Raw genomic sequence first — 16136 nt, forward strand, 5'->3', positions numbered from 1 at the left:
TTTCGCTTGTCAGAGTCCAGGCGGGACAGCCGAGGCGGTTGTTCCGACAAACTCGTTGTAGCCAGAAACGATCACGTAGACGGCGAAATAGCAGAAAATCGCCGCCGATGCCCAATAGGAATAACGCAGCAATTTATCCCCCAACAATTTTCCGCCCTGGGTTGCCGCCAGGCACAGGCCGGCGCTCCAGAGCAGCCCGGCGCAGAGGAATCCGCTCAGAAACAGCGCCGAACTGACTACCGTGCCACCCCCTGAGCGGGCAATGAGCGTACCCCCCACCGCCGCGAACCAGAGGATGGCGCTGGGGGATGACATCGCCAGGAAAATCCCGCGAAAAAACTCCTGCCGAGACGAGTTGCCCCGGACCTCGCCGGCCTCGGCCAGCACCGCACTGTGAAAGATCGCCGAATGAACCATCTTCGCGGCGAAATACAGCAACAGCACCGAACCGCCGATCCACAGCACCCACCGCACCGTTTCGTATTGCAGCAGGACAGTCATCCCGGCCAGCGCCAGGACCGCATAGACCAGGTCGCCTACGCAGGTGCCCAGGCCCAGGGCAAAGCCCTGGAAATAGCCACGCTGCATCGCCAGGGTGATCATCGCGATATTGGCCACGCCGATGTCCAGGCACAAGGAAAGGCTCAGCAGGAAGCCGCTGGAAAATTCCATTATTCATTCCATCACAATTGGGTAAGACAGGTCCGACAAGCCGCTACGGCCACCGCCGGTGGCGCAGCCAGGGCGACAGTGTCGTCGAAAATAGTTCGGCGCGGCTACTGGACAATCCGCCATTGGCCCGATTATCTTGCGCCGCAGGCCAACGCATTGGCCGACGTCGCTCGGACGGTTCCGGGCGCTCACGTATCTCGAGGCAACAATGGCCGAACAAGGTTCGCCGCGCCGCTTTGCGCGCATCGATCGACTCCCCCCGTACGTATTTAATATCACTGCCGAGCTGAAGATGGCTGCGCGTCGGCGCGGCGAAGACATCATCGACTTGAGCATGGGTAACCCCGACGGCGCCACGCCCCCGCATATTGTCGAGAAGCTGGTCACCGTCGCCCAGCGCGAAGATACCCACGGCTACTCCACTTCCAAAGGCATCCCACGCCTGCGCCGAGCCATCTCGCGCTGGTACAAGGACCGCTACGAAGTGGACATCGACCCGGAAAGCGAAGCCATTGTCACCATCGGCTCCAAGGAAGGCCTGGCACACCTGATGCTGGCCACCCTGGACCAGGGCGACACGGTGCTGGTGCCCAACCCCAGCTATCCGATCCACATCTACGGCGCGGTGATCGCCGGCGCCCAGGTGCGTTCGGTGCCGCTGGTGCCCGGCGTGGATTTCTTCGATGAACTGGAACGGGCCATTCGTGGTTCGATCCCCAAGCCGAAGATGATGATCCTCGGTTTCCCGTCCAACCCGACCGCGCAATGCGTGGAGCTCGACTTCTTCGAGCGGGTCATCGCCCTCGCCAAACAATACGACGTACTGGTCATCCACGACCTGGCCTACGCCGACATCGTGTATGACGGCTGGAAAGCCCCGTCGATCATGCAGGTGCCAGGCGCGAAAGACATTGCGGTAGAGTTCTTCACCCTGTCCAAGAGCTACAACATGGCCGGCTGGCGCATCGGTTTCATGGTGGGTAACCCGGAACTGGTCAGCGCCCTGGCGCGGATCAAGAGTTACCACGACTACGGCACCTTCACCCCGCTGCAAGTGGCCGCCATCGCCGCACTCGAAGGCGACCAGCAATGCGTGCGCGACATCGCCGAGCAGTACCGCCAGCGCCGCAACGTACTGGTCAAGGGCCTGCATGAACTGGGCTGGATGGTGGAGAATCCCAAGGCATCGATGTATGTCTGGGCGAAGATTCCCGAGGCCTATGCGCACCTGGGCTCACTGGAGTTTGCCAAGAAGCTCCTGGCCGAAGCCAAGGTCTGCGTCTCGCCGGGGGTGGGGTTCGGGGAATATGGGGACGATCATGTGCGCTTTGCGCTGATCGAGAACCAGGACCGGATTCGCCAGGCGGTACGCGGGATCCGCGGGATGTTCCGGGCGGATGGGTTGGCTGGCAAACAAACCTGACAGCCAACCACAATTTTTATGTGGCGAGGGAGCTTGCTCCCGCTCGACTGCGAAGCAGTCGCAAACCGGTCGCCTCACTCTATGAATCGGAGTTGACTGGATTGGGGCCGCTTCGCGGCCCAGCGGGAGCAAGCTCCCTCGCCACAGTAAGTCCAGGATGTCTTAGATCACCAGCGACAACAACAGGATAAAGATCAGCCCCACCACCGACAGGATGGTTTCCATCGCGGTCCAGGTCTTGAAGGTTTCGGCCACGGTCATGTTGAAGTACTGCTTGACCAGCCAGAAGCCCGCATCGTTGACGTGAGACAGGATCAGCGAGCCGGCGCCGGTCGCCAGTACCAGCAGCTCACGGTTCACCCCTGGCATCATCCCCACCACTGGTACCACGATCCCGGCACCGGTAATGGTCGCCACGGTCGCCGAACCGGTCGCAATCCGGATTACCGCCGCCACCAGCCAGGCCAGCAGGATCGGCGAAATCTGTGCGCTCACGGCCATGTGGCCAATCACGTCACCCACGCCGCTGGTCACCAGCATCTGCTTGAAGCCACCGCCGGCACCGATGATCAGGATGATCGCCGCCGTCGGCGCCAGGCTCGCGTCCAGCCACTTCAGCATCTGGCTGGAACCGATGCCCTGCTTGTAGCCGAAGGTGTACAGCGAGAGCAGCAACGCAAGCAGCAAGGCCGAGATCGGGTGGCCGATCATGTCCATCCAGACACGGAACAGGTTGCCGTCCGGCAGCGCCACATCCGCGAAGGTCTTGAGCAGCATCAGGAATACCGGCGACAGCACGGTGATCAGGGTGATGCTGAAGCTTGGCAGTTCGGCGGCGTTCGTCTCACGGGCCAGTTGGTCCACCAGCTCCTGATTCGGATGACCGGGGATGTGCTTGGCGATGAACGTACCGAAGATCGGTCCGGCAATGATGGCGGTCGGCAGCGCGACGATCAGGCCGTAGAGAATGGTCTTGCCGATGTCAGCGCCAAAGATGCCGATCGCCAGCAGCGGACCCGGGTGCGGTGGCACCAGGCCGTGGACGGCGGAAAGACCGGCGAGCAGCGGGATACCGATCTTGATGATCGACACGCCGGTGCGGCGCGCGACGATGAACACCAGCGGGATCAGCAGCACGAAGCCGATTTCGAAGAACAGCGGGATGCCCACCAGGAACGCGGCGAACATCATGGCCCACTGCACCTTCTCCTTGCCGAAGGCACGGATCAGGGTCTGGGCGATCTGATCGGCGCCGCCCGACTCGGCCATCATTTTGCCGAGCATCGTGCCCAGCGCCAGGATGATGCCGACAAAACCGAGCACGCCACCAAAGCCGTCCTGGAACGCCTTGATGATGGTGCCGGTCGGCATGCCCGACGTCAGGCCGAGAAACGCGGCGGCGATGGTCAGTGCAATGAACGGGTGGAATTTGAACTTGGTGATGAGGACGATGAGTCCGATCACCGTAACCACTGCATCTAGCAGCAGGAACGTCTCGTGGGACATGCCGAACATGGGAGGTGTCTCCTGATTTGTTGTTGTTATTGAAGCAGTTATTTTCAAGCCGTCGGGACAGCGCTATCTTTCTGACGCAAATTGTTCACGCTTCAGCTCGCGAGCTTCAGGCCGTGGGCCAGCCACCAGACGTAAGCCTGGCGGGCCAGTTCATCAACGCTGTGGCTGGACGCATCCAGAGCCAGGGTCAGGGGCTCGCCGACAGGAGATTCAAGGGTGGCAAACTGGCTGTCGATCAGGGTCGACGGCATGAAATGGCCCGGGCGATGGGACACGCGATCAGCGGCCACTTCCGGGGTCAGTTCAAGAAATACGAAGCCCAGGCCCGGCAAGGCGCTGCGCAGGCGCTCGCGATAACTGTGCTTGAGGGCCGAGCAGGTCAGCACCGGGCGCGCACCCACGGCGTCGACACGGCGCAACTCGTCGCACAGGCTGTCGAGCCAGCCGGCACGGTCGTCGTCGTTCAGGGGGATACCGGCGCTCATCTTCTGGATGTTGGCCGCAGGGTGGAAAGTGTCGCCTTCAATGGCGGTGGCGCCGCTCAGTTGGCACAGGGCCTGGCTGACGCAGGTTTTGCCGCAACCGGCAACGCCCATGATGACCAGGGCGGTGATTGGATTATTCATGTAACACCTCAGCGCGCAGACAGCGCTACCTTTGCCAGTTATGACACCGCAGCAAAAGCAGAAGTTGCCGACGCCTTCTTGTCATTTTTGTGGTTGCAGCATGTACGTCCACGACGCCAGCGGACAGGGGATCAGGCAAACCCTGCTCACGCATTTGCAGCCGCGCCGAGACAGCGCTACCTTAGTGCCTTGATTTTTGTTTGGCAAGCCGCCCTGATGACCGCCCCTAAAAACGATAAGAATACTCGCACCACCGGTCGCCCCACGCTCAACGAAGTCGCACGCCTGGCCGGGGTCAGCCCGATCACCGCCTCCCGTGCGCTACGCGGCGTCAGCACCGTGGCCGTCGAACTGGTGGACAAGGTCCGCCAGGCCGCCCTGGAACTCAACTACGTCGTCAACCCCGCCGCCCGCGCCCTGGCTTCGGCCCAGAGCCATTCGGTGGTGGTGCTGGTGCCATCGTTGTCGAACCTGTTGTTCATCGACACTCTCGAAGCCATTCATCGCGTGCTGCGGCCCAAGGGCTTCGAAGTGGTGATCGGCAATTACCATTATTCCCGGGATGAAGAAGAGGACCTGTTGCGCAACTACATGGCCTATCAGCCGCGAGGATTGTTGCTCACCGGGTTCGACCGCACCGAAAGCGCTCGACGGATGATCGAGGCCAGCAACATTCCCTGCGTGTACATGATGGAACTGGACCCGGGCGCCGGCCTCAACTGTGTGGGCTTCTCCCAGCTCAAGGCCGGCGAAACCGCTGCCGAACACCTGGTTTCCCGAGGCCGCAAGCGCCTGGCCTACATCGGCGCGCAACTGGACCAGCGCACGCTGTTGCGCGGCGAAGGTTTCCGGCGCGCATTGCAGGAGGCCGGGCTCTACGACCCGGACCTGGAAATACTCACGCCGCGTCCGTCATCGGTGGGCCTGGGCGGCGAGTTGTTCCTGCAGTTGCTCGCCAGCCATCCGGACGTCGATGCGATCTTCTTCGGCAACGACGACCTGGCCCACGGCGCCCTGCTCGAAGCGTTGCGCAGCGGTATCAGGATCCCCGAGCAGGTTTCGATCCTCGGTTTCAACGACCTGCCCGCCTCGGCCCACATGGTGCCGCGCTTGAGCAGCATCAGCACCCCACGGGAAGCCATCGGCCGCCGTGCCGCTGAACAGATGCTCACCTTGATGGCTGGCAACCGCATCGCCCAGCCGGTGGTGGACCTGGGCTTCGAACTCAAGGTCCGCGAAAGCACCTGAGTGGCCCGGCAGGATGCGGCCGAGCCATGCCGACGAACCATGCCGACGAACGGCAAGGAATGGCCGCCCTACCCCATATCTCTCGCCTGCAGCCCTTTGATTCCAGGGATCTGGCACGACGGCATGGGAATTGCTCCCTCCCTCGCTCAGCCACTTTCTACAGGTACGTATCATGTTGGTCAGTGCAAAACAGCAAGCAATGATCCTGCCGCTCAAGCGCCCCGGCGAAGACCCGACAGCCGAAGCCGCCAGCGGCCTGCAAAGCGCCGCGCTGCAAGCGTTGCGAGATAACGTCCAGACCCAGGCCAGCCAGGCCAGCGCCCAAGTCCAGGACTCCGCCACTCGACAAGCCACGCAACAGGTAAGCGCCGCCACCGCCATCAGCGACAAGGTCGACGAAGCCTTCGCCAAGACCCGTGTGCAATTGCAGACGGTTGGCTCGCCAGCCTTCGCAGAGACCAGCTCTGCCATGGCGCAGTTCAAGGACTACATGAGCAAGACGCCTGAACAACGCTTGCGGGACAGCATCCTCAAGGAAATGGGCATCACCGAAAAAGAGTACGCCGCAATGCCGCCGGAGAAACAATTGGCGGTCGGCGAGGAGATTGCCCAGCGCATGCAGGACAAGTCGGCCATGGCGCAAATGGAGAAAGATCAGCAGAGCGAGAAAAACCCTGCCCAGAGCACTGTCCTCGCCACCCTCTGAGTCTGGCAGCGCCTCGGTATCACCTCAGCGGGTTTGGGCGGAACGTTGCAACCTCCGCCTCAAACCTGCGACCAGCCGGGCCGACAGCGCTTCAATGACCGAACAGATTGACCTTCTTGGCTTTTTTGTCAGCGCGTTTTTCATCGGCGCTCTTCGCTGGTTTTTTCTTTGCCGCTTTTTTTGAATCCATGCCTTTGGCCATGATACGTACTCCATTCATACGGGATGTACCTCAGGTATACACCTATCCCTGCAGCCGCGTTCTTTTATAATCGCCTCCCCCTCTTCGCCATGACCCAGCCATGTCCGAAATCCGTTATGCAGCGCTCGAAGAATCGCTTTGGCCGTTGATGAACAAATTTTATCGTGCCCACCAATCCTCGATGAAAGCCGTGCGCGACGCGCAACTCTGGGTGGCGCGGCGCGATGAAATCGTCGCGGCCCTGTGCCTGCGACCGGTGTCCGGTGGGCATTGGTTGACGGGGTTGTTCGTCGACCCGGCGTTCCGCGCGCAAGGCATCGCGGCGCGGTTGATAGAAGAGGCAGTGAACGGCGTGGAGGCGCCGGTGTGGCTGTTCTGCCACCCTGACCTGCGCAGCTTCTATGAGCGACGCGGGTTCGCCTTCGATCCGGAACTGCCTTATGCAATGGCTGAACGGCTGAGCCGGTACGCACGGAGCAAGCCGATGATTGCGATGGGGTTGGTGCCTGCAAGACCCTGAAGACCCATCAGTCCAGTGTGGGAGCGAGCTTGCTCGCGATGGCGTCAGGTCAGCTGCATCAATTTGGATGACACACCGCAATCGCGAGCAAGCTCGCTCCCACAGAGTTTCGGGTAGGACTCAGCTAATCGTCGGCCGAGGGATCCAACTCCGGAAACATCACCTCGGTGAACCCGAACTTGCTGAAGTCGGTGATGCGCGATGGGTACAAGCGGCCGATCAGGTGATCACATTCATGCTGGACTACCCGCGCGTGGAAGCCTGAGGCGGTGCGCACGATCGGCTCGCCCTTCGGGTCGAAACCTTCATAGCGGATGTGCTGGTAGCGATCCACCGCACCGCGCAGGCCCGGCACTGATAGGCAGCCCTCGAAGCCCTCTTCCATCAGCGGGCTCAGCGGCGTGATCAGCGGGTTGATCAGGATGGTCTGCGGCACCGCCTCGGCATCGGGGTAACGCTCGCTGTGCTCGAAGCCGAAGATCACCAGTTGCAGGTCGACGCCGATCTGCGGCGCCGCCAGGCCGACACCGCCGACACTTTCCATGGTCTGGAACATGTCATCGATCAATTGCCACAACTCGGGACTGTCGAACATTTCTGGCGGCACCGGCGGTGCGATGCGCAGCAGGCGTTCGTCGCCCATCTTCAGGATTTCGCGGATCATGGTCGGGCTTCGTCAGTGTGATTGTGAGGAATGGAATGGTCGCGCCCAAGGCCCGATACATGCTGTTTTTCATGCTCGCCGGGGCTCTTTTCGCCATGGTCCTTGCCTTCGGCGGACATGTGCTCGATCACCGCGTTCATCTCAGCGCCGAGCAACAGTACCGCCGCCGAGATATAGAAGTACAGCAACAGCACGATGATCGCGCCGATACTGCCATACATGGCGTTGTAGTCGGCGAAGGTCTTGACGTAGAACGCGAAGCCCAGGGACGCGATGATCCAGACCACCACCGCCAATACCGAGCCCGGCGTGATGAAGCGAAACTCCTGTTTGACGTCGGGCATCACGTAATAGATCAGCGCCACCGCGACCATCAGCAAAAACACGATGACCGGCCAGCGCGCGAGCGTCCAGACGGTGACAATGAATTCCTCCAGCCCGATCTGGGCGGCAATCCAGCCCATCACCTGCGGCCCCAGCACCATCAGCGCCGCGGCGGCCAGGAGCATGCCGGCAATGCCGACGGTGTACAGGATCGACAGCGGAAAACGCTTCCAGGCCGGACGCCCTTCGACCACGTCATAAGCGGCATTCATGGCGCTCATCATCAGCCGCACGCCGGCCGACGCGGTCCACAACGCAATTACGATACCGACCGACAGCAGCCCCCCCTTGGACTGCTGGAGCTGGTCGATCACCGGGTTGACCTGCTCCAGCGCCTGCGGCGGCAGCACCAGTTCCGATTGCAGGCGCAGCCAGGAGAAAAAATCCGGCAGGTGCAGAAAACCGATCAGGGCTATCAGGAAAAGAATGAAGGGGAACAGCGAAAACAACATCTGGTAAGCCAGTGCGGAGGCGTACGTCGACATCTCGTCGTCGAGAAATTCGGTCACCGTGCGCATCATCACGCGGTGCAGGGGCAAGCCTTTCAAGGCCGGGAACATCATGTGCGTCTCCTTTCGCCGCAAAAAAGGAAGGTCGCCTGGCGACTCATCGGGTTATGCCAAGACAAAGTAACCTGTTGGCAACTTTGGAACAATTTCCCCCGGTGCAAGTTCGAGTCGACATGAAAACGGCCACCCGCAGATGACCGTTCCGATCACGTTTCAACTGATCGGTTACGCCTGGTCGACGCCTTTCTTGACGGCATCCTTGGCCTTGCCCACGTTTTGCTGGGCCTCACCCTTTTTTTCCTGAACCACGCCCTCGGCGCGCATGCGGTCGTTATCGGTGGCCTTGCCGACGCCTTGCTTGATGTTGCCGACGGCTTCGTTGGCAACGCCCTTCACTTTATCGCTCGTGCTACCCATGGTGTCTCTCCTGTGAATAACTGTAAGAAAAGTCATTACATAAAGGTTGACTGAGGCCGTTTGCGGGGAGTTTCATTTTTTCTGCGGCTGATTTCGTCGGCGCCTGCAGGTTGCGCTTTATGTTTGCCGATCAACCCCCGAGAATGCCCCACCTATTCAGGCTGCGACCTGAAGCTCCAATCCCGTAGGAACGTTATGAAACTCGATAAAAAGCAGGCCATCGCCCGCAGGAACCAGCAACTGGGCGGCGCCGTCCTGGGCGTCAACAATTGCCATTTCAGCGAACTGAACCGCAATCGCAACATCTTCTGGTTCGACATTCCGGTGGCCCGGCTGGCCATTGGTCAATACGAATGGATTCACCTGCTGCTGCACACCCCCGCCACCGATGAACTGCTGCACCTGAAAGTACCGACGGTGTTCCTGCGGGAAAAACTGGAAGGCCTGGAAGTACGCAACCAGGGCAAACGCAAGGCGGCCCTGAGCCTGGAACTGAGTGCCGACAAGGATTCCTACCTGCAAGACATGCGGCCGGGTGGCACCAACCTGGATTTTGCGCAGTTTCGGTTGTAGTCCGATCGCCAGGATCACCGGTTCCCCTGTGGCGAGGGAGCTTGCTCCCGCTGGACGCGAAGCGGCCCCTGCGGTGTATCAGTCGGACCGGATGGGGCTGCTGCGCAGCCCAGCGGGAGCAAGCTCCCCCGCCACAACGGTCGCCCCGCGCGAGGCCATAGCCTTGTAACAAAAAGCCCCGCATCAGCGGGGCTTTTCATTGGCGGCGGGTTTATTTCTTCAGCCCCAGCTTCTTCAGTTCTTCATCGCGCAACTCGCGCCGCAGGATCTTGCCCACGTTGGTGGTCGGCAATGCATCGCGGAACTCCACGGCCTTGGGCACTTTGTAGCCAGTGACGTTGGCGCGCATGTGCTCCATCACCTGTTCCTTGGTGAGCGTGGCCCCTGGACGCACGACGATGAAAATCTTGATCGCCTCGCCGGACTTCTCGTCCGGTACACCAATCGCCGCGCATTGCAGTACACCCGGCAGGGTGGCCAGTACGTCTTCCAGTTCGTTGGGGTAAACGTTGAAGCCGGAGATCAGGATCATGTCCTTCTTGCGATCGACGATGCGCATGTAGCCGTCCGGCTGGATCAGCGCGATATCACCGGTCTTGAGCCAGCCTTCACCGTCGAGGATCTCGTCGGTGGCCTCCTGGCGCTGCCAGTAGCCCTTCATCACTTGCGGACCTTTCACACATAATTCGCCGATTTCACCGAGTGGCAATTCGACGCCCGCGTCATTGATGACCTTGCACAGCGTCGATGGCACCGGAATGCCGATGGTGCCGACCTGGATGTGCTGGATCGGGTTGACGGTAGCCACCGGGCTGGTCTCGGTCATGCCGTAGCCTTCGCAGATCGGGCAGCCGGTGACCGCCTTCCAGCGCTCGGCCGCTGCCAGTTGCAGGGCCATGCCACCGGACAAGGTCACCTTCAGTGCGGAGAAGTCCAGCTTGCGGAAGGCTTCGTTATTGCACAGGGCCACGAATAACGTGTTGAGGCCGACAAAACCGCTGAACTTCCACTTCGACAGTTCCTTGACCATCGCCGACAAGTCGCGCGGGTTGCTGATCAGAATGTTGTGGTTGCCGATCAGCATCATCGCCATGCAATGAAAGGTGAACGCATAGATGTGGTACAGCGGCAGCGGCGTGATCAACACTTCGCAGCCTTCATTGAGGTTGGAGCCCATCAATGCCTTGCACTGCAACATGTTCGCCACCAGGTTGCGGTGGGTCAGCATCGCGCCCTTGGCCACGCCGGTGGTGCCACCGGTGTATTGCAGAACGGCCACATCATCGCTGGTGGGGTTGGCTTCGTTCACCGGCTGGCCGTGGCCCTTGCTCAACACGTCGTTGAACTTGATGGCCTTGGGCAAATGGTAAGCCGGGACCATCTTCTTGACGTACTTGATCACGCTGTTGATCAGCAGGCGCTTGAGCGGCGGCAGCAGGTCGGCGACTTCGGTGACAATGACGTGCTTGACGCTGGTCCTGGGCACCACGTTCTCGGCCAGGTGCGCCATGTTGGCCAGGCACACCAGCGCCTTGGCGCCGGAGTCGTTGAACTGGTGTTCCATCTCCCGCGCGGTGTACAGCGGGTTGGTGTTGACCACGATGAACCCGGCGCGGATCGCGCCGAAAACGGCCACCGGATACTGGAGAACGTTGGGCAGCTGCACGGCGATTCGATCGCCCGGCTGCAAATCGGTATGCTGTTGCAGGTACGCGGCAAAGGCACCGGACAATTCGTAGAGTTCACCGTAGGTGATCGTCTTGCCGAGGTTGCTGAATGCCGGCTTGTCGGCGAAGCGTTGGCAGGACTGCTTCAACACCGCCTGAATATTCGGATACTCGTCTGGATTGATGTCGGCAGCAATCCCAGCTGGGTACTTATCCTTCCAAAAGTCTTCAATCATGGAAGCCCACTCCTCAGCAACGCGAATTCTTCACCGCATTTGATGCGATTATTATTGGTGTGTGTTTTTGTTGGTGAATCTGGCTTGAATCAAGGCCGAGAAGTCACAAAAGCGCGCCGAGAGTAGCAGCTTTGCCGAGGGTCGACTAGAGCCAAAAATGGGCTCCACAGTCACAAATTTGACTCAAGAAAATCCAATGGTCACTTTTAGAGTAAAAATTCTAAGGCCGCGTAATTCACCCCATGCATAAAGAACTGTGGGAGCGAGCCTGCTCGCGATAGCGATGGATCAGCCAACATCTCTGTCACTGATCTAACGCTATCGCGAGCAAGCTCGCTCCCACAGGGTCAGGGGTTTCCAATGAGGCAAGGCCTCAGGCGATATCGCGCAGTTCCCGCCGCAGGATCTTGCCCACCGGCGTCATCGGCAGCGAGTCACGCAATACGATGTGCTTGGGGATCTTGTAGCCGGTGAAGTTCTCCTTGCAGTAGGCCTTGAGTTCTTCAAGGCTGACGCCCGCCTCACGGGCCACCACGAACAGTTTCACCGCCTCCCCCGAACGCTCGTCCGGCACGCCGATGACCGCGCAACTGGCGACTTTCGGGTGAGCCATGACCACGTCCTCGATCTCGTTGGGATACACGTTGAAACCCGAGACGATGATCATGTCTTTCTTGCGGTCGACGATGCGCACGAACCCGTCGGGATCGATCACCGCGATATCGCCGGACTTGAACCAGCCTTCGCTGTCGAGCACTTCGGCGGTCGCCTCGGGCTTGTTCCAGTAGCCCTTCATGATCTGCGGGCCCTTGATGCACAGCTCGCCGCGCTCGCCCAGGGGCAGCTCGACGCCGTCGTCGTTGATGACCTTCATCAGCGTACCCGGCACTGGCAGCCCCACCGTACCCAGGCGCGACTTGCCGCCGTAAGGGTTGGCACTGGCCACCGGCGAGGTTTCCGTCAGGCCGTAGCCCTCGGTGATGCCACAGCCGGTGAGCTGCTTCCAGCGTTCGGCCGTGGCCTTGACCAGCGCGGTGCCGCCTGAGTTGGTGACCTTGAGGTTGGAAAAATCCAGCGTCTTGAAATCAGGATGGTCCATCAGCGCCACGAACAGCGTGTTGAGCCCCAGTAACAGCGAGAACCGCCAGTTCTTCAGTTCCTTGATGAAGCCACCGATGTCCCGGGGATTGGTGATCAACACGTTGTGGTTGCCCGTGACCATCATGCACATGCAGTTCGCCGTGAACGCATAGATATGGTACAGCGGCAACGGCGCGATCATGACTTCCTGGCCCTCGCGCAACAGCGGCTGGCCGTCATCGCCGATCTGCCCCAGGCACGCCCGGGCCTGCTGCATGTTGGCGACCAGGTTGCCGTGGGTCAGCATCGCGCCTTTTGCCAGCCCTGTGGTGCCGCCGGTGTATTGCAGCACGGCGATGTCATCGAGGCTGACGTTGAGGGGCTTGATGCCCTGGCCTCGCCCGAGGCGCAAGGCGCTCTTGAAGGAAATGGCCTGGGGCAGCGAATAGGCCGGCACCATTTTCTTGACCTTGCTGACCAGCGTATTCACCAGCCAGCCTTTGGCGGTAGGCATCAGGTCGCCCATCTTCGCTTCGATCAGGTATTGCAGGTCGGTGTCGGGCAGCACTTCCTGGACCTTCAGCCCGAACAGGTTCATGTACACCAGCGCCCGGGCACCGGAGTCCTTGAACTGATGACGCATTTCCCGCGGGGTGTACAGCGGGTTGGTATTGACCACGACCAGGCCGGCGCGCAGGGCACCGAAGACGGCGATCGGGTATTGCAGGACGTTGGGCATCTGCACGGCGATGCGATCGCCCGGCGCCAGGTCGGTATTGGCTTGCAGATAACCGGCAAAGGCCGCGCTGTAGCGCTCCAGCTCGGCGTAGGTGAGGGTCACCCCCATGTTGCTGTAGGCCGGACGGTCGGCAAATTTCTTGCAGGAACGCTCGAACACCTCAACAACCGACTTGTAGGCACCCAGGTCGATGTCCGAGGGCACGCCGGTCGGGCGTTTGTCATTCCAGAAATCAGGCTGCATTGTTTTTGTCCTCTTTACCTGAACGTATCCGGGACCGCTTGCGTATCGCTTGCACAGGCGGAGCTCCTCGGACACTAGCAGCTATGGCCAATCAGGCAAATATGGCAACTTGCGTCATAGATCGTGTGAATCTTCCTCCCTTGCCGTGACCTGATCAGGCGAGACGCGACGGATGCGCTATACAATGCAGCGACGCTGCGTCTGACTTTGTGCAAAGGAACCGCCATGATCCACCAAACGTTCTGGCTGACCGCGACCGATCACAGGCGCATCTTCGTCAACCAATGGTTGCCCGAAACCGCCCCGCAGGCCGTGCTTATGCTGGCCCACGGCATGGCCGAACACAGCGCTCGTTATGGGCGCCTGGCCCAGGCATTGTGCGATGAAGGTTATGGTGTCTACGCACCGGACCTGCGCGGCCATGGCAAGACCGGCGAGGAAACAGTCCTGGGGCATTTTGCCGACGAGGACGGCTGGGCCAAGGTGGTCGGCGATCTCGCGAGCCTCAATCAGCACATCGGCCAGCAACATCCAGAAATACCAATTCTCCTGCTGGGCCATAGCATGGGCAGCTATATCGCCCAGGGTTACCTGCTGCACCACAGCGCCAGCCTGCACGGGGCGATTCTCAGCGGCTCGAATTTCCAGCCCGTGGCGCTGTACCGCGCGGCGCGCCTGATCGCCCGCCTCGAACGTCGACGCCAGGGAGCCACGGGGCGTAGCGCGCTCATCGAGTGGCTGTCATTCGGCAGTTTCAACAAGAAATTCAAACCGGCGCGCACGCCCTTCGACTGGCTCAGTCGCGACCCGACCGAAGTGGACAAATACGTCCAGGACCCGCTGTGCGGCTTTCGTTGTACCAATCAGCTGTGGATCGACCTCCTCGGCGGCTTGCAGCAGATCAGCAAAGCGTCCAATCTCGCGCAGATCGATCCGGGCCTGCCGTTGCTGGTGATTGGCGGCGAATGTGATCCGGTGAGCGAAGGCAAGCGTCTGAAAGATCTGGCCGATGCCCTGCGCGACGCCGGCAATCAACATCTGCAATTGACGATCTACCCGCAGGCCCGACACGAACTGTTCAATGAAACCAACCGCGATGAAGTGACGGCCGACGTGCTGACCTGGATTGCCCAGGCGCTGAGCCACCAGCGGCCGCCACGCAGCGAGTAGGTTCGCAGCGTTTTTCCTTTACCTGTTACAGGATCCAGACATGACCCAGGTTACCAACATCCCTTACGAAGCCCTCGAAGTCGGCCAGACCGCCAGCTACAGCAAGACCGTCGAAGAGCGCGATATCCAGCTGTTCGCCGCCATGTCCGGCGACCACAACCCGGTGCACCTGGACGCCGAATTCGCCGCCGCCAGCATGTTCAAGGAACGCATCGCCCATGGCATGTTCAGCGGTGCGCTGATCAGCGCGGCGGTGGCGTGCGAGCTGCCTGGGCCGGGCACCATCTATATCGGCCAGCAGATGAGCTTTCAGAAACCGGTGAAGATTGGCGACACCCTGACCGTGCGCCTGGAAATCCTCGAGAAACTGCCGAAGTTCCGCGTGCGCATCGCCACGCGCGTGTTCAATCAGCGCGATGAACTGGTGGTGGACGGCGAGGCCGAGATCCTGGCTCCGCGCAAGCAGCAGACTGTTACGTTGCCGACGTTGCCGGCGATCAGCATCGGCTGATGATCATGATTCCCCGTGGAGAGGGAGCTTGCTCCCGCTGGGGTGCGAAGCGCCCCTGAGAAAAGCCCACCGCGTTTAATCTGATTAACCGTGATGTTCTTTTTACGACTGCTTCGCAGCCGAGCGGGAGCAAGCTCCCTCGCCACGGAGTCCGCAGTGCGACGGCTATTGCAGCCGCTCTTGCACCTGCACACTCGCCGTCATACCCGCGCTCAGGCTCACCCCTTCCGGCACCTTGTCGAGCTTGATCCGCACCGGGATCCGCTGGGCCAGGCGCACCCAGTTGAAGGTCGGTTCGACCTCTGCCAGCAATTGCGCATCGGGGTTGGTGTTGCGGTCGGTGATACCGCGGCTGATGCTTTCCACATGGCCGTCCAGCGCATGGTCGGCGCTCATCAACCAGACCTTGACCGGATCGCCCACGCGGATCCTCGGCAGTTTGGTTTCCTCGAAATAGGCCTGCACGTAGAAAGTCGAATCATCGATCAGCGCCATCACCGGTTGCCCGGCGTTGACGTAGTTGCCTTCGGCCAGGCGCAGATTGGTGATATGACCACTGCGTGGGGCCAGGACCTGGCTGCGGGCCAGGTTCAGCTCGGCGACCTTGGCCTGGGCCTGGGCCTCGCGCAGTTCGCCACGGGCAATGCCGGCGTTGATCTGGGCATTTTCCCGCAGCTCGGCGCTGATCGCCTGAGGCCCCAGGGCGGCGCGGCGGCTGGCTTCGTGTTCACGCAGGCTCAGCTGCTGCTGACGGGTCTGGACCACCGCGCGAGCCTTTTCCAGCGCGGCCTCGAAGCGTTCGCGATCGATGCTCAACAACAAATCGCCGGCCTTGACCTGCTGGTTGTCCACGGCCTTGAGCTCGCGCACCCAACCGGATACGTCAGGGGCGACCACCACCACGTCGGCACGGATTCGCGCATCCCGGGTCCAGGGCGTGAGCATGTAGTACTGCCACAGATGAAACCCGGCGAAGATCGCCACGGCCACCACGCCCAGCGTGACGGCGACACGTACGGGTGTACGCATGT

Annotated in this window: 16 protein-coding genes; 7 read left to right on the forward strand and 9 right to left on the reverse strand. The window is 60.9% G+C overall.

Annotated features, from left to right (window positions below; all coding sequences use genetic code 11):
• Window positions 1-9 precede the first annotated feature (9 nt).
• Entirely contained in the window at window positions 10-672 is a 663-nt protein-coding gene (locus J3P89_RS22005; RefSeq protein ID WP_305496303.1) for a LysE family translocator, read from the reverse strand.
• 208 nt (window positions 673-880) lie between these two features.
• On the opposite strand from J3P89_RS22005, the gene alaC reads away from it, so the two are divergent.
• The gene (gene alaC / locus J3P89_RS22010; protein WP_434695642.1) at window positions 881-2095 is read left to right on the forward strand and encodes an alanine transaminase; all 1215 of its coding nucleotides are present in this window, start codon (window positions 881-883) and stop codon (window positions 2093-2095) included.
• Window positions 2096-2257: 162 nt separating this feature from the next.
• Here the strand turns inward: alaC and J3P89_RS22015 are convergent, their stop codons facing one another.
• Together J3P89_RS22015 and J3P89_RS22020 are read right to left on the reverse strand one after the other, a co-directional pair.
• Window positions 2258-3610 (reverse strand): GntP family permease, encoded by a 1353-nt coding sequence (locus tag J3P89_RS22015; RefSeq protein ID WP_305496305.1) that lies wholly within the window; start codon window positions 3608-3610, stop codon window positions 2258-2260.
• Window positions 3611-3702: 92 nt separating this feature from the next.
• Window positions 3703-4236 (reverse strand): gluconokinase, encoded by a 534-nt coding sequence (locus tag J3P89_RS22020; protein WP_434625629.1) that lies wholly within the window; start codon window positions 4234-4236, stop codon window positions 3703-3705.
• A 216-nt stretch (window positions 4237-4452) separates the two neighbouring features.
• On the opposite strand from J3P89_RS22020, the gene J3P89_RS22025 reads away from it, so the two are divergent.
• From J3P89_RS22025 to J3P89_RS22035, 3 genes are all read left to right on the forward strand, one after another.
• Window positions 4453-5484: a LacI family DNA-binding transcriptional regulator gene (locus J3P89_RS22025; protein WP_434569565.1), complete on the forward strand. Its 1032-nt coding sequence runs from the start codon at window positions 4453-4455 to the stop codon at window positions 5482-5484.
• 172 nt (window positions 5485-5656) lie between these two features.
• On the forward strand, window positions 5657-6190 hold the full coding sequence (locus J3P89_RS22030; RefSeq protein WP_434695643.1) for a hypothetical protein: 534 nt from the start codon (window positions 5657-5659) through the stop codon (window positions 6188-6190).
• A 302-nt stretch (window positions 6191-6492) separates the two neighbouring features.
• A complete protein-coding gene (locus tag J3P89_RS22035; RefSeq protein WP_434695645.1) occupies window positions 6493-6912 on the forward strand; it encodes a GNAT family N-acetyltransferase in 420 nt (139 codons plus the stop codon).
• 124 nt (window positions 6913-7036) lie between these two features.
• Here J3P89_RS22035 and def read toward each other — a convergent pair whose 3' ends face one another.
• The 3 genes from def to J3P89_RS22050 form a co-directional block, all read right to left on the reverse strand.
• Window positions 7037-7576 carry a peptide deformylase gene (gene def / locus J3P89_RS22040; RefSeq protein WP_434569567.1) on the reverse strand — a complete coding sequence of 180 codons (540 nt, stop codon included), beginning with the start codon at window positions 7574-7576 and terminating at the stop codon, window positions 7037-7039.
• On the reverse strand, window positions 7573-8523 hold the full coding sequence (locus J3P89_RS22045) for a YihY/virulence factor BrkB family protein (protein ID WP_434569568.1): 951 nt from the start codon (window positions 8521-8523) through the stop codon (window positions 7573-7575). Before J3P89_RS22045 ends, def begins: the two co-directional genes overlap by 4 nt.
• A 171-nt stretch (window positions 8524-8694) precedes the next feature.
• The gene (locus tag J3P89_RS22050) at window positions 8695-8886 is read right to left on the reverse strand and encodes a CsbD family protein (RefSeq protein ID WP_434695646.1); all 192 of its coding nucleotides are present in this window, start codon (window positions 8884-8886) and stop codon (window positions 8695-8697) included.
• A 195-nt stretch (window positions 8887-9081) separates the two neighbouring features.
• Between J3P89_RS22050 and J3P89_RS22055 the strand changes: the two genes are divergently transcribed.
• Window positions 9082-9459, forward strand: a complete 378-nt coding sequence (locus J3P89_RS22055) for a hypothetical protein (RefSeq protein ID WP_305496313.1) — start codon at window positions 9082-9084, stop codon at window positions 9457-9459.
• A 211-nt stretch (window positions 9460-9670) separates the two neighbouring features.
• On the opposite strand, the gene fadD1 is transcribed toward J3P89_RS22055, so the two are convergent.
• Window positions 9671-11362 carry a long-chain-fatty-acid--CoA ligase FadD1 gene (gene fadD1, locus J3P89_RS22060; RefSeq protein ID WP_434695647.1) on the reverse strand — a complete coding sequence of 564 codons (1692 nt, stop codon included), beginning with the start codon at window positions 11360-11362 and terminating at the stop codon, window positions 9671-9673.
• Between the two features lie 373 nt (window positions 11363-11735).
• The gene (gene fadD2 / locus J3P89_RS22065; RefSeq protein WP_434695648.1) at window positions 11736-13424 is read right to left on the reverse strand and encodes a long-chain-fatty-acid--CoA ligase FadD2; all 1689 of its coding nucleotides are present in this window, start codon (window positions 13422-13424) and stop codon (window positions 11736-11738) included.
• Between the two features lie 225 nt (window positions 13425-13649).
• Here fadD2 and J3P89_RS22070 point away from each other — a divergent pair, with 225 nt between their 5' ends.
• Together J3P89_RS22070 and J3P89_RS22075 are read left to right on the forward strand one after the other, a co-directional pair.
• Entirely contained in the window at window positions 13650-14594 is a 945-nt protein-coding gene (locus J3P89_RS22070; RefSeq protein ID WP_434695649.1) for a lysophospholipase, read from the forward strand.
• Between the two features lie 40 nt (window positions 14595-14634).
• Complete coding sequence (locus J3P89_RS22075) at window positions 14635-15105, forward strand: MaoC family dehydratase (protein WP_003227420.1); 471 nt, start codon at window positions 14635-14637, stop codon at window positions 15103-15105.
• A gap of 165 nt (window positions 15106-15270) precedes the next feature.
• Here J3P89_RS22075 and J3P89_RS22080 read toward each other — a convergent pair whose 3' ends face one another.
• Entirely contained in the window at window positions 15271-16134 is an 864-nt protein-coding gene (locus tag J3P89_RS22080) for an efflux RND transporter periplasmic adaptor subunit (RefSeq protein ID WP_434602993.1), read from the reverse strand.
• Window positions 16135-16136: the final 2 nt, after the last annotated feature.

This window comes from Pseudomonas sp. Z1-14 (assembly GCF_051132005.1).
GTDB lineage: Bacteria > Pseudomonadota > Gammaproteobacteria > Pseudomonadales > Pseudomonadaceae > Aquipseudomonas.

What these genes read in the sequence shown, in the direction of transcription:
- J3P89_RS22035 (WP_434695645.1), top strand. Translation starts at nt 6,493, where the DNA reads ATGTCCGAAATCCGTTATGCAGCGCTCGAAGAATCGCTTTGGCCGTTG.
- J3P89_RS22080 (WP_434602993.1), bottom strand. Translation starts at nt 16,134, where the DNA reads ATGCGTACACCCGTACGTGTCGCCGTCACGCTGGGCGTGGTGGCCGTG.
- J3P89_RS22070 (WP_434695649.1), top strand. Translation starts at nt 13,650, where the DNA reads ATGATCCACCAAACGTTCTGGCTGACCGCGACCGATCACAGGCGCATC.
- alaC (WP_434695642.1), top strand. Translation starts at nt 881, where the DNA reads ATGGCCGAACAAGGTTCGCCGCGCCGCTTTGCGCGCATCGATCGACTC.
- J3P89_RS22055 (WP_305496313.1), top strand. Translation starts at nt 9,082, where the DNA reads ATGAAACTCGATAAAAAGCAGGCCATCGCCCGCAGGAACCAGCAACTG.
- J3P89_RS22075 (WP_003227420.1), top strand. Translation starts at nt 14,635, where the DNA reads ATGACCCAGGTTACCAACATCCCTTACGAAGCCCTCGAAGTCGGCCAG.
- J3P89_RS22045 (WP_434569568.1), bottom strand. Translation starts at nt 8,523, where the DNA reads ATGATGTTCCCGGCCTTGAAAGGCTTGCCCCTGCACCGCGTGATGATG.
- J3P89_RS22015 (WP_305496305.1), bottom strand. Translation starts at nt 3,610, where the DNA reads ATGTTCGGCATGTCCCACGAGACGTTCCTGCTGCTAGATGCAGTGGTT.
- fadD1 (WP_434695647.1), bottom strand. Translation starts at nt 11,362, where the DNA reads ATGATTGAAGACTTTTGGAAGGATAAGTACCCAGCTGGGATTGCTGCC.
- J3P89_RS22050 (WP_434695646.1), bottom strand. Translation starts at nt 8,886, where the DNA reads ATGGGTAGCACGAGCGATAAAGTGAAGGGCGTTGCCAACGAAGCCGTC.
- J3P89_RS22030 (WP_434695643.1), top strand. Translation starts at nt 5,657, where the DNA reads ATGTTGGTCAGTGCAAAACAGCAAGCAATGATCCTGCCGCTCAAGCGC.
- J3P89_RS22005 (WP_305496303.1), bottom strand. Translation starts at nt 672, where the DNA reads ATGGAATTTTCCAGCGGCTTCCTGCTGAGCCTTTCCTTGTGCCTGGAC.
- J3P89_RS22020 (WP_434625629.1), bottom strand. Translation starts at nt 4,236, where the DNA reads ATGAATAATCCAATCACCGCCCTGGTCATCATGGGCGTTGCCGGTTGC.
- fadD2 (WP_434695648.1), bottom strand. Translation starts at nt 13,424, where the DNA reads ATGCAGCCTGATTTCTGGAATGACAAACGCCCGACCGGCGTGCCCTCG.
- def (WP_434569567.1), bottom strand. Translation starts at nt 7,576, where the DNA reads ATGATCCGCGAAATCCTGAAGATGGGCGACGAACGCCTGCTGCGCATC.
- J3P89_RS22025 (WP_434569565.1), top strand. Translation starts at nt 4,453, where the DNA reads ATGACCGCCCCTAAAAACGATAAGAATACTCGCACCACCGGTCGCCCC.